The sequence below is a fragment of the Porphyromonadaceae bacterium W3.11 genome, from assembly GCA_030434245.1.
Classification (GTDB): Bacteria; Bacteroidota; Bacteroidia; order Bacteroidales; family Porphyromonadaceae; genus Porphyromonas_A.
The window spans coordinates 432,921-445,247 of the sequence record JAUISX010000002.1; the positions used below are offsets into that span (position 1 = coordinate 432,921).

13 protein-coding genes are annotated in these 12,327 nt (G+C 42.3%); 8 read left to right on the forward strand and 5 right to left on the reverse strand.

Annotation, left to right across the window (positions count from 1 at the left end; all coding sequences use genetic code 11):
• Nucleotides 1-9: 9 nt before the first annotated feature.
• From QYZ87_04410 to QYZ87_04430, 5 genes are all read right to left on the reverse strand, one after another.
• Complete coding sequence (locus tag QYZ87_04410; protein ID MDN4753774.1) at nucleotides 10-750, reverse strand: response regulator transcription factor; 741 nt, start codon at nucleotides 748-750, stop codon at nucleotides 10-12.
• 3 nt (nucleotides 751-753) lie between these two features.
• Nucleotides 754-2,274: a HAMP domain-containing sensor histidine kinase gene (locus tag QYZ87_04415; GenBank protein ID MDN4753775.1), complete on the reverse strand. Its 1,521-nt coding sequence runs from the start codon at nucleotides 2,272-2,274 to the stop codon at nucleotides 754-756.
• A 101-nt stretch (nucleotides 2,275-2,375) separates the two neighbouring features.
• Nucleotides 2,376-3,029, reverse strand: a complete 654-nt coding sequence (locus tag QYZ87_04420; protein MDN4753776.1) for a 4'-phosphopantetheinyl transferase superfamily protein — start codon at nucleotides 3,027-3,029, stop codon at nucleotides 2,376-2,378.
• Nucleotides 3,030-3,034: 5 nt separating this feature from the next.
• Entirely contained in the window at nucleotides 3,035-4,378 is a 1,344-nt protein-coding gene (gene gldE, locus QYZ87_04425) for a gliding motility-associated protein GldE (protein ID MDN4753777.1), read from the reverse strand.
• Nucleotides 4,379-4,434: 56 nt separating this feature from the next.
• On the reverse strand, nucleotides 4,435-5,478 hold the full coding sequence (locus QYZ87_04430; GenBank protein ID MDN4753778.1) for an aminotransferase class I/II-fold pyridoxal phosphate-dependent enzyme: 1,044 nt from the start codon (nucleotides 5,476-5,478) through the stop codon (nucleotides 4,435-4,437).
• Nucleotides 5,479-5,908: 430 nt separating this feature from the next.
• Here QYZ87_04430 and rpsL point away from each other — a divergent pair, with 430 nt between their 5' ends.
• The 8 genes from rpsL (at nucleotide 5,909) to rplB (ending at nucleotide 12,314) form a co-directional block, all read left to right on the forward strand.
• Nucleotides 5,909-6,292 (forward strand): 30S ribosomal protein S12, encoded by a 384-nt coding sequence (gene rpsL, locus QYZ87_04435; GenBank protein ID MDN4753779.1) that lies wholly within the window; start codon nucleotides 5,909-5,911, stop codon nucleotides 6,290-6,292.
• 558 nt (nucleotides 6,293-6,850) lie between these two features.
• Complete coding sequence (gene rpsG / locus QYZ87_04440; GenBank protein ID MDN4753780.1) at nucleotides 6,851-7,327, forward strand: 30S ribosomal protein S7; 477 nt, start codon at nucleotides 6,851-6,853, stop codon at nucleotides 7,325-7,327.
• A 28-nt stretch (nucleotides 7,328-7,355) separates the two neighbouring features.
• On the forward strand, nucleotides 7,356-9,479 hold the full coding sequence (gene fusA, locus QYZ87_04445; protein MDN4753781.1) for an elongation factor G: 2,124 nt from the start codon (nucleotides 7,356-7,358) through the stop codon (nucleotides 9,477-9,479).
• Between the two features lie 37 nt (nucleotides 9,480-9,516).
• Complete coding sequence (gene rpsJ, locus QYZ87_04450; GenBank protein ID MDN4753782.1) at nucleotides 9,517-9,828, forward strand: 30S ribosomal protein S10; 312 nt, start codon at nucleotides 9,517-9,519, stop codon at nucleotides 9,826-9,828.
• 53 nt (nucleotides 9,829-9,881) lie between these two features.
• The gene (rplC, locus tag QYZ87_04455) at nucleotides 9,882-10,499 is read left to right on the forward strand and encodes a 50S ribosomal protein L3 (GenBank protein MDN4753783.1); all 618 of its coding nucleotides are present in this window, start codon (nucleotides 9,882-9,884) and stop codon (nucleotides 10,497-10,499) included.
• Between the two features lie 7 nt (nucleotides 10,500-10,506).
• The gene (gene rplD, locus QYZ87_04460; protein MDN4753784.1) at nucleotides 10,507-11,142 is read left to right on the forward strand and encodes a 50S ribosomal protein L4; all 636 of its coding nucleotides are present in this window, start codon (nucleotides 10,507-10,509) and stop codon (nucleotides 11,140-11,142) included.
• A 33-nt stretch (nucleotides 11,143-11,175) separates the two neighbouring features.
• Nucleotides 11,176-11,469, forward strand: a complete 294-nt coding sequence (gene rplW / locus QYZ87_04465) for a 50S ribosomal protein L23 (protein ID MDN4753785.1) — start codon at nucleotides 11,176-11,178, stop codon at nucleotides 11,467-11,469.
• An 8-nt stretch (nucleotides 11,470-11,477) separates the two neighbouring features.
• Nucleotides 11,478-12,314 (forward strand): 50S ribosomal protein L2, encoded by an 837-nt coding sequence (gene rplB, locus QYZ87_04470; GenBank protein ID MDN4753786.1) that lies wholly within the window; start codon nucleotides 11,478-11,480, stop codon nucleotides 12,312-12,314.
• Nucleotides 12,315-12,327 lie beyond the last annotated feature (13 nt).

The window sequence follows — 12,327 nt, forward strand, 5'->3', positions numbered from 1 at the left end:
ATAAAGTTCTTATAACACCTTTGTGTTATCTTCATCAGGCTCAGAGTTTACTCCAGGCGTGATCAGTTTGTAGCCTTTTCCATGCTTGTTCTGAATCTCAACCCTTTCATCTCTTTTGAGGTGCTTACGCAACTTAGTGATATACACATCCATTGAACGGGCATTGAAGTATGAATCTTCACCCCAGATGGTCTTAAGAGCATAGTTACGCTCCATCAATGAATTGGCATTCACACAGAGAAGAGTCAGCAAGTCTGTCTCCTTCGTAGTGAGCTTTTGTGGCTCCTCATCCTTATAGGTGAGCATTTGACGCTGTGTATCAAATACAAAGTCACCGATGTTGTAGAATTGAACCACTTCTGGTTTTACCCCTTGCACACGACGAAGGACAGCATCGATACGCATAGTGAGCTCAGCTGTGTTAAATGGCTTTTTTAGGTAGTCATCAGCTCCTAGCTTAAAGCCCTGCTCCACATCCTCGCTCATAGTCTTAGCTGTTAGGAAGATAATAGGAATGGCAGAGTTCGTCGCACGGATGTCCTCAGCTAGCTCAAATCCATCTTTCTTAGGCATCATGACGTCTAAGACGCAGATATCCCATTTTTTGGGATTTTCAACGAAGGCTTCGTAGCCTTCCTGTCCGTCATGGTATAAGTCTGTCTCATACCCCTTTGCATTCAAAAATTCGCTTAACAATGGACCTAAGTTCTCATCGTCTTCGCATAAAAATACTTTTACAACCTCTTGCATATCTTATCCTTTCTTTTTAAGTGGAAGTTTAATAATAAATTTCGTTCCTCTATTTAATTCACTTTCTGCTGAGATGCTACCCTTGTGGGTTTGTACGATTTTACTTACATAAGCCAAACCTAACCCAAAGCCCTTTACGTCGTGCCGATTTCCTGTAGGGACTCGGAAGAATCTCTGGAATACCTTTTTGAGATACTCCTTTTTCATCCCGACACCATTATCCTCTATTGTGACGATCACATTAGACGAATCGTTTGATGTGGTTACTTTAATCATTGGTGGTCGCTCCTTATGGCGATACTTCATCGCATTATCGAGCAGATTAAAAATTATATTGGTTAGGTGCATTTCATCACCTAGAATCACGGTCTCGTTGGCGTCTAATTCTACATCTAATTCTCCCCCGTAGTTTTCAACCCTTAAGCTAAATATCCCTGTGACAGAAAGTACCAACTCTTCTATGTCAACTTCCTTCCTCTTGAGTTTGATCTTATCCTTATCAAAGAAGGACATCTGCAGTACCTTATCAATGAGTAGGTCCAGTCGTTTGCCCTCTGACATAATCGAGAATAAGACGCGCTCGCGGCTTTCATCATTCTCTAGCATGGTAGGGTCACTTAGCATCTGGCTGGAGAGCATAATGGTGCTGACTGGTGTCCTTAGCTCGTGGGTCATATTATTGATAAAGTCATTTCGTAGCTCTTCTATCTTCTTTTGCCTAAATAGAGATACGATTGTAAATATAAATATGAGTAAGAGTAGTACCGAAAAGATAATGCTAGGTGCTATAAAGTTCATCGAACTAGATATATACTGTCTCTTGCCAGGGAAGTATATTTTTAGGAAATACATCCTTGAAGGGTTATCATTACTGAATAGCACCTGAGTATAGACTGAGTAGCTATCATCTCTGGGGACTTTTCCCGTACTATAGAAGACCCTCTGATCCTTATCAACTACCTCATATACATAGGGGATAGTAATGTTAGCCAAGGTGATTTTCTCGGATATATATTCATCTAGCTGCTTTCCAGAAATTCTCTCGTATATTGGTTGGGGTTCATTGTTTCGAACCATCTCCATCGTGAGCTCAAAGATGATAGACTTTACCTCATCAAGTCTCTTCTGCATCTGATCCATAATAGCCCTCGACGCCGCTTTGAATTGCATGCCCTTCTCTTGGGTATCAATAAGCTTGAGCCCATTTAGAGCGAGTTGTTCATGGTTCAGAAGACTAGAGTCGTTGATATTGAAGGCACTATTTTTTTTCTCTTCCCAGAAGAGCCCTTCACCTCTAAGATCATAGGTCTCTGAGGGGATGTCTAGCTTTTCAGCAACCAGTCTAGTTAGCTCTGTTCTTTCCACCTCTTTATTGACTTCACTAAGTACATGGCGGACTTCACTATCAAACTGTTCGTTTCGGAAACGATAGACAACATTGATGTAATTGATCTGCATATACAGCAAACCAATAAACGCTAGTGCCATAACACCAACGACAAGCCAAAGTGTCCATTTTCTCATATCGTATGCAAATTACGTATATTCTCTCAATGAATTAACATAATGACTGTTAAATAAATTGAAAAAGGAGGGAGCTCCTCGGGTATATACTTCGTGAGATTCTAAGGGAGTGTCTTTATCGTGACCTTGGGTTGGGGGATATTGCTTGCTATCGCTAGGACAAACGGATGCTCTGGGAGAAATGACCTTAGGCAAGGCACTTCGTTGAATGTGTCTATGTATTGGACTTCGATGAGGGCTTGCTTTCGATTATTCTTTATGACGTTTAGCGTCAGGGTATTGATATCCGGAGTGCAGTCTTTTAGTACCACTTGCCCACTCATGGTGATGACTTTGTCGGAAAAGGCTTTAAAAGTAGCCTCTTTTGCACTCCAGAGGATAATAGGGTGGAGCTGAAAGGTCTTCATAAGAGCAAGTTCAGACTCACTCGCAACACGTCTAATGATGAGGGCTGCTTGTTCTGCGCGCTCCTCAATATCAATCCCGACCCTATAGGTGTTTTCGTAAATAGCTATTGCCAAGATGTGATCAGAGTGTGATATGGATATACCCAGACCTATATCTTCAGAAAAGATTGGAGACCCATTACTCTGATGGATGATGCCGATATTTTGAGGGATTTCAGTAATTACTCCGCTGTTTAGGAGTGCTTCAAGAGTAGATCGTTCGTCACTCCTCTTATTATCTAATCTCTTTTGGATAGGGGTTAGGTATATGGTTACTTGAGGATCTGCTATTGTCAGATTTAACGGCATCGTATTTACTTCTTTTCGTGAAGATTGTCCTTTATTGGCGCTCGCTTAAATTGTATTTTGCTGATTCTACGTCGTCCCATTTCTGTGACCTTGAACTCATGCCCATCCATTGTTATCACCTCACCCACAGTCGGAAAGTCCCCCTTGATCTCTAGGAGAAGTCCACCTAAGGTGTCTGCCTCATCCATTTGCTCTAGGATATTGTGATAGTTCTCTAGTTTCGCAGCTCTAAGAAAGTCGAGGATGGATATCTTAGCGTCAAAGATATATGTACCATCCTGTTGTACTGTATAAAGCTGTTCTTCGTCAGTGTCGTACTCGTCCTCTATCTCTCCAACGATCTCTTCTAGCAGATCTTCCATGGTCACGATACCACTTGTACCCCCAAATTCGTCCACCACTATCGCCATGTGTATCTTCTGTTCTCTAAACTCTTCGAGTAGGTTATTGACTCGTTTGCTTTCTGGAACGAAGAAGGCACTGCGGATGACCTTTTGCCACTCAAAGTTATCCCCCTCATAAAGGTGAGATAGTAGATCCTTGGCATAGAGCACCCCTGAGATATTATCTATTCGATCATCATATACAGGCATTCGGCTATACCCTTTCTCGATGATCAGTTTTTTGACTTCTGGAAAGGAGGTATTTATCTCAACGGCCGCAACATCCATTCTTGGAGTCATGACCTCGCTGGCTGTTTTTTGGTAAAATCGAACAATCTCATTGAGGAGTCCCTGCTCCTCCTCATTATCTGCTGTTAATTCGATAGCCTTTTCGAGGTCTTCATGTGATACCTGCTTCTCCTTATTCCTTATTGGGTCTGTGACCGCCTTCCCGATGTTCACTAGACCTTTAGTAAATGGATTGAGGAAACGTACTAGGGGTGCCATTAGGAAAACAGTACTCCGAGTACACGTTAGGGCATGGTTCTGAAAGTACACCTTTGGCATGATCTCGCTAAAGTATAGGAGTATCGCCGTGATGCCAATGACCTGTACTACAAAGCCCATAACTGGAGCATTTGAGAAATCAAATGTGTTACTCACCACGTAGCTGAGAAGCATGGTGATGAAGATATTTACAAAGTTATTGCCGATTAGGATGGTTCCTAATAGGTACTCTGAATTAGCTAAAAGATCTAGAATATCTCTGTCTTTCTTGCTATCACTACTTTTAAGTTCCTCTAGTTCATTGGGACGTAGGGAAAAATATGCGACCTCACTACCGCTGAAGTAGGCACTTGCTACAATAGATAAGATCGCTAAAATAAGTGCTATGACTGTGGTAGTAGTGAGAGGGAGTACCTCAACACCTGCTAATAGTGTACTAAAATAACTAGGGTCGTCCAAAGTTGATACTGAATTTTAGATAAAAGTTAACTGCCTTTTTTTTATTGGCTGTCAGGTTAATCTCTGTCTTGTTTCCCAATTAGATACTCAGAGATAGCCTCTATGATTAGTTCGTTTGCTCTCGCGTTGGAGAAGCCACAGATGCGGATTTCGTTATCTTTCAGATCAATGTCGTCAGAAGCAATCCCTACCTTGATACTGTATTTGCTAAGGAGGAACTTAGAGAGCTCATCGGCAGTACCCACCTCTAGCTGTAGAATGAAGAAAGGTGGAGCTCCATATAAAATAGTAACGCCATCTAGCTTATTTAGTTCGTCAGCAAGGTCCAAAGAGTCTCTTAGCCATTTACGAATAGGTATGGTAAACTGAGCTGGATGAAGGAGGATGTATCTGCTCGCTTCTATACCCAGTGTCCCGACACAGCGAGGTGTATAATTCTGGTGAAAGCGTTTGATTCTCTCCTCATTTGCCACCATGTAACCCACACGGAGACCTGGGATATTGTATTGTTTCGAAAAAGAAGATACCACGATTAAGTTGGGGTACTTCTTGATGTCAGAAGCCTTGATATTATCTTCCACAACAAAGTTAGCGAGGGAGAGATCGACGATAACAATAAGGTCGGGGTGCTCCCTAAGTAAGCTGAGCAGTGAACGTCTGCTAAAGAAACGTCCGTCAGGATTATTTGGGTTGGATAGCCAAAGCATCTCAACTCCATCAAGCTCTAGCTTGGAGAGTTCCTTTACATCTTCTTGGATACGAACTGTATGCTTCGCACGTGTGAGTGCATGATAGAATTCTTTGTTCGTAGGCGGCAAAACTAGAGATACGGCTGACGGTGTAAGTCCAGCAATAAGGTGTAGAGCACCAGTAGCCCCATCTGTGACCATAACCTCATTCTCTCCAACCTCAAGTCGGCGTGATAATAGCCGAACGAGAGTCTCCGCTTCTCGCTCTGGATAATGAGAAATAAGGTCCATATGGTCCACTAAGTGAGCCTTTAGTTTTTCTAAATCACCCCCCTGCCATTGGGTATTCCCAAAATTGTATTTTATCGCATGGTTGTCAACGATCTTTCCCTTGCCTTTTTTCTGTATCATCTCAAGAACATCAATTCTTATATAATGGTGTATATACTAATTATATCTTGCACAAAGATACTCAAAAGTCCTAATAACTTGAAATCTTTGTATTTCATGTGATGTAAAAATGATTTATTGTGCTAGCTCTTATTTTTCGTGTCGCAGGGGTGGGTAGATTTTTGATGTTTTTAGAGCTTTTTTATGTTTGCTTGATGGAGTGTGTTTTCTCTTGTGTTTAGGAGGTCATCCCTTTGTTAATACCGATTGTTAGAGTGTTGAAAGTAAGCCTATATAATATGTGTCAGGCCGTCCAAGGTAGATCTCAACTTTAGGGCTTATGAATAATTTGGATGTTTGCTATTTATTCTGTACCTTTGCCACTCGAAAAGGCGTGCTTCAGTTTTTGAAGCATACTGAAATGGAATTTTAAAAAACGAGAGAGTATAAAATGCCAACTATTCAACAATTAGTCCGCAAGGGTCGTACAACAATTGAGGAGAAGGGTAAGAGCCCTGCTCTTGAGAGTTGCCCACAGCGTAGAGGGGTTTGTGTGCGTGTGTATACCACAACGCCTAAGAAGCCTAACTCAGCTATGCGTAAAGTGGCTCGTGTTCGTCTAACCAATGGTAAGGAGGTTAACTCCTATATCCCAGGTGAGGGACATAACCTACAGGAACACTCAATTGTGCTTGTGCGTGGTGGTCGTGTGAAAGACCTTCCTGGTGTTCGTTATCACATTGTACGTGGTACATTGGATGCTTCAGGTGTTAATGGTAGAACACAGCGCCGTAGCAAGTATGGAGTAAAGCGACCAAAGGACGCTAAGAAGTAAAAAACGAGCCTGTGTTTGGCTCGTGGGGTGAGAGGGGCCGATGTCGGTAGCAGTGGAAATCGACGTTAGAGGTGGATGAAAAATTGCTGAAATGGTGGCGGGTAAATTACTGCATATTACCCCTTGGAAGGCCATAGCTAACTAAGTGTAGCACGGTGCCACTATAGTATCTGAAGCTCATTCCGTTAAGGCGGAGTGTCACCAGTATCTCGGAGGAAGTCCTCCAGATAAGCATTTTTGCTTGGTGGAGCGGGTCGTTTGAATTGGACTAGCTAAGTGGATGAGAAGACGTATCTAGAGAAGATGCCTCCATACTTCTGGATGGCTTGCTTCAAAAATCGTAGTATTGCTCAATGAGGTGGATACATTTTTAAATGTGAAGCCTTCAATTCAGAGCGAATGATAGATAATCAACGCGTGTAAAAAAGACCTCTTCCGAAGGAGGCTTGCCAAGTTTGTCTGCTTTGCTGTTAACATTACATTAACGGAATGGGTGTAGTGGGCGATGTAAGAGCTTGGAAATGCTAGAGGAGTGGGGAAGTACTTTTTGATGTTAATATGAGAAAAGCAAAACCAAAAAAGAGACAGGTGCTACCTGATCCAGTTTTTAACGATGTTTCGGTAACGAGATTTGTTAATCACATGATGTATGATGGAAAGAAGAATCTTTCCTTCGACATCTTTTATACTGCACTTGAGATCGTGAAGAATAAGTTGCCTAATGAGGAGAAGACTCCTCTAGAGATATGGAAAGTAGCTCTAGAGAATATTACTCCTCAAGTAGAAGTGAAGACTCGCCGTATTGGTGGAGCAAACTTCCAGGTGCCAACAGAGATCCGAGCTGAGAGAAAAGAGTCTATCTCAATGAAGAACTTGATTCTCTTTGCTAGAAAAAGAGGCGGTAAGACTATGGCTGATAAGCTATCTGCAGAGATCGTAGATGCTTATAATCAACAAGGTGGTGCCTTTAGACGTAAAGAGGACATGCATCGTATGGCTGAAGCTAACCGTGCATTCGCTCACTTCAGATTCTAATTATTAGAGAGAAAGGTTAATTAAAACAATGGCTAACAAGACACATCTAGAGCTAACAAGAAACATCGGTATCATGGCGCACATCGATGCCGGTAAAACTACTACTTCAGAACGTATCCTTTTCTATACTGGTCTTACACATAAGATCGGTGAGGTGCATGATGGAGCTGCTACTATGGACTGGATGGAGCAGGAGCAGGAGCGTGGTATTACTATTACCAGTGCTGCTACTACTACCTTCTGGAACTATGGAAATAACAAGTATAAAATTAATCTTATTGACACTCCGGGACACGTTGACTTTACAGTAGAAGTTGAGCGTTCTTTGCGTGTGCTTGATGGTACAGTTGCTGCATTTTGTGCAGTAAGTGGTGTGCAGCCACAGAGTGAGACCGTATGGCGTCAGGCTGATAAATATCATGTCCCACGTATCGCTTATGTTAATAAAATGGACCGTAGCGGTGCAAACTTCTACGAAGTGGTACGTCAAATAAAGGATATGCTAGGTTCGAACGCTGTGCCTATTCAGGTGCCAATTGGTGCTGAAGAGACTTTTAAGGGCGTTGTCGACCTTGTTTCAATGAAGGCGATTGTCTGGAATGATGAAACCATGGGTGCTGAATATGACGTAGAGGAGATTCCTGCTGATGTCATCGATGATGCTAATGAATGGCGTGAGAAATTACTAGAAAGTCTAGCAGAGGTTGATGAGAACTTAATGGAGAAGTTCTTCGATGATCCTAGCTCTATTACAGAAGAGGAGATTCGTGCAGCACTTCGTAAGGGAACTCTTTCTATGGAGATCAATCCTGTAATGTGTGGATCTTCATTTAAGAACAAGGGTGTGCAGACACTTCTAGATGCTGTTTGTGCTTATTTACCAAGTCCTTTAGATACACCAGAGATTAAGGGTACTGATCCTGATGATGAGACTGTCGAGCTGACTCGTATGGTTGACGAAGATGAGCCTTTGTGTGCATTAGCATTTAAGATTGCTACTGACCCATATGTAGGTCGTCTATGTTTCTTCCGTGTATATTCGGGACACCTCGATGCTGGTAGCTATGTGTACAATAGCCGCTCTGGTAAGAAAGAGCGTATCAGCCGTCTGTTCCAGATGCACTCCAATAAGCAAAATCCAATGGAGAAAATCAACGTTGGAGATATTGGTGCAGGTGTAGGCTTTAAGGATATTCGTACTGGTGATACTCTTTGTGCTGAAGAAGCTCCTATCACATTGGAAAGTATAGACTTCCCAGATCCTGTGATCGGTATAGCTGTAGAGCCAAAGACTCAGAAGGATATGGATAAGCTGGGTATGGGACTTGCTAAGTTGGCAGAAGAGGATCCAACATTTACTGTTAAGACCAATGAGGATACTGGTCAGACTGTTATTAGTGGTATGGGTGAACTTCACCTTGAGATCATTATTGATCGTCTGAGAAGAGAATTTAAGGTTGAGTGTAACCAGGGTCGTCCACAAGTTAGCTACAAAGAAGCTATCTCTCAGCCTGTTGAAATGCGTGAAGTTTACAAACGTCAGACAGGTGGTAGAGGTAAGTTTGCAGATATCATCTTCCGTATGGAGCCTGCAGATAAGGACTTTGAGGGTGAACTTCAATTCATTGATGAGGTTAAGGGAGGTAATATTCCTCGTGAATATATCCCAAGTGTTCAGAAGGGATTTGAACGTGCTATGAAGAGTGGTGTACTCGCTGGTTATCCTTTGGATAGCTTGAAGGTAACCCTTATCGATGGTAGTTATCACCCAGTGGACTCTGATCAGCTTTCATTTGAAGTTTGTGCAATGCAAGGCTTTAAGAACGCTAGTGAAAAGGCTGGTCCTGTATTACTAGAACCAATCATGCAGGTTGAGGTAGTAACTCCAGAAGAAAGCATGGGTGACGTGATCGGTGACCTCAATAAGAGACGCGGTCAAGTAGAAGGTATGGAAAGTCATCGTAATGGTGCACGTATTGTGAAAGCTAAGACTCCACTAAGTGAGATGTTTGGCTACGTGACAGCTCTCCGTACAATTACTTCTGGTAGAGCAACAAGTACAATGACTTTCAGCCATTTCGAAGAAATGTCTACAAGTATTGCTAAGGCAGTCTTGGAGGAAGTCGATGGACGTGCTGATCTACTTAAATAAGACAAAGGTATAATATCAATATATCCGACTGTAGTATATGAATCAAGTGATTAGAATCAAGATTAAGTCTTATGACCATGCTCTGGTCGATAAGTCTGCTGAGAAGATCGTAAAGGCTGTGGAGCCAACCGGCGTAATTGTACGAGGTCCAATTCCACTTCCAACTCATAGACGTATCTTCACAGTGAATCGCTCAACTTTTGTTAATAAGAAAAGTCGTGAGCAGTTCGAACTAAGCACCTACAAACGTCTGATTGATATCGTGAATGCCGGTACTGCTACTGTGGATGCTCTAGCTCGTCTAGAGCTCCCTAGTGGTGTCGAGATCGAGATCAAGACAGATATTTAATGGTGAGAGAGTAGTAAGAGTATAATATTGTGTAACAATAAGTTAAGACTGAAATGCCAGGATTAATAGGAAAAAAAATCGGAATGACTTCCGTTTTCAGTGCCGAGGGGAAGAATATCCCATGCACTGTTATCGAATTAGGTCCTTGTGTGGTTACTCAGGTTAAAACAAAGGAAGTGGATGGCTATGATGCACTCCAGTTGGGCTTCGAAGACAAGAAAGAGAAGCATACAACTAAAGCACAGGCTGGTCACTTTAAGAAATCTGGCGTAGCACCCAAGAGATACTTGGCCGAGTTCACGAACTTTTCTGATGATTACAAGCTAGGTGATGAACTTACCGTAGCCCTACTTGAAGGTATCCGTTATGTGGATGTCGTAGGTGTAAGTAAGGGTAAGGGATTCCAAGGTGTAGTTAAACGTCATGGATTCCATGGAGTAGGAGAGACTACTCACGGACAGAAAAATAGAGCTCGTCACCCAGGATCAATTGGTGAAAGTTCATACCCTTCTAAAGTTTTTAAGGGTATGAGAATGGCTGGGCAAGATGGAAACCGTAGAGTGACTGTTCAAAACCTAGAAGTGATTAAAGTAATGCCTGAGCACAATGTGCTACTTTTAAAGGGTAGCGTGCCAGGACCAAAGGGTGCCGTCATATTTGTAGAGATTTAAGTGTAACATGGAACTGAATGTAATGAACATAAACGGTCAGGAGACCGGACGAAAGGTGACCCTAGATGATACCATCTTTGGAATCGAACCTAATGAGCATGTCATTTACCTCGATGTAAAGCGTTACATGGCTAATAAGAGACAGGGCACCCATAAAACAAAGGAGAGAGCGGAAGTAGCATTTAGTACTAGAAAGCTATTTAAGCAAAAAGGTACTGGTGGTGCACGTCGTGGTAGTATTAAGAGTCCTCTACTTAAGGGCGGTGGTACTGTTTTTGGACCACGTCCACGTTCTTATGAGCAGAAGATTAATAAGAAAGCTAAGTTGTTAGCTCGTATTTCTGCACTAAGTATGAAGGCTAGAGATAACTCTATTGTAGTGATCGAGGATATCCAAATGGATGCTCCTAAGACTAAAGCCATGGCTGACATGATGAGTGCTCTTAAGATTACAGATAAGAGAAGCTTATTCCTTATTGACGGAATTGAGAACAACAAGAATGTTCTTCTTTCTTTCCGTAACATTCCGAAGACCTCTGTAATGCAGGCTTCTGATGTGAATACATATAAGGTGATGGAAGCTAATCATCTTGTGATTACCGAGAGTGCCTTAAGTAAGCTTTCTGAGCTCCTTGCTAGATAGTGAGTACGAACCATAGATAGATAGTATATAGAAATGGGAATTTTAATAGAACCAATTATTACTGAAAAGTTTACAGACATTACTGAAGTAATGCCTAACCGCTATGGCTTCAAAGTAACTCGTACTGCAAAGAAACAAGAGATAAAGAAAGCTGTAGAGGAGATGTATGGTGTGAATGTTGTTAGCATTAACACTATGCGCTACGATGGTAAGCGTAAAGCTCGCTATACAAAAGGTGGGCTCATTGTAGGCCGTACTCCGGCATACAAGAAAGCGATCGTAACAATCAAAGAAGGTCAGGAAATAGACTTCTTTAATCACATTTAATATAGGAAATGGGAATACGTAAATTAAAGCCCACTACTCCTGGGCAGAGACATAAGATTATCGGTGCTTTTGATAAGATTACAAAGAGTACACCGGAAAAATCTCTAGTAGTACCAATGAATCGTACCGGAGGTCGTAACAACACCGGTAAGATGACTGTACGCTATATCGGTGGTGGTCATAAGAAACAATATCGCCTCATCGATTTCAAGAGAAGAAAAGATGGTATTCCAGCTACAGTAAAAGCTATTGAATATGATCCTAATAGATCAGCTCGTATAGCTCTATTGTACTATGCAGATGGTGAAAAGACGTATATCGTCGCACCCGATGGTCTTGAAGTAGGAGCAACCGTAATGAGTGGAGAAACTGCGGCACCTGAGATCGGTAACGCTTTGCCTTTGGGTAAAATCCCAGTAGGTACTGTGGTGCACAATGTAGAGCTTAGACCTGGACAGGGTGCTAAGTTGGTACGTAGTGCAGGTGTATTTGCACAGATAACTTCACGTGAAGGAGCATATGTGGTATTAAAAATGCCTAGCGGTGAAGTACGCCGTATATTGGCTGCGTGTAAAGCAACAATTGGTAGTGTAGGAAACTCCGATCATGCACTAGAGCGTAGCGGTAAGGCTGGACGTTCTCGCTGGTTAGGAATGAGACCTCATAACAGAGGTGTGACTATGAACCCAGTTGATCACCCAATGGGTGGTGGTGAAGGACGTGCAAGTGGTGGACACCCACGTAGCCGTACTGGACTTTACGCTAAGGGTCTGAAGACCAGAGCTCCAAAGAAGCAAACCTCAAAGTATATCCTTGAGGGTAGGAAGAAGAAGCGGAGTAAGTAATGTACGGACAAAA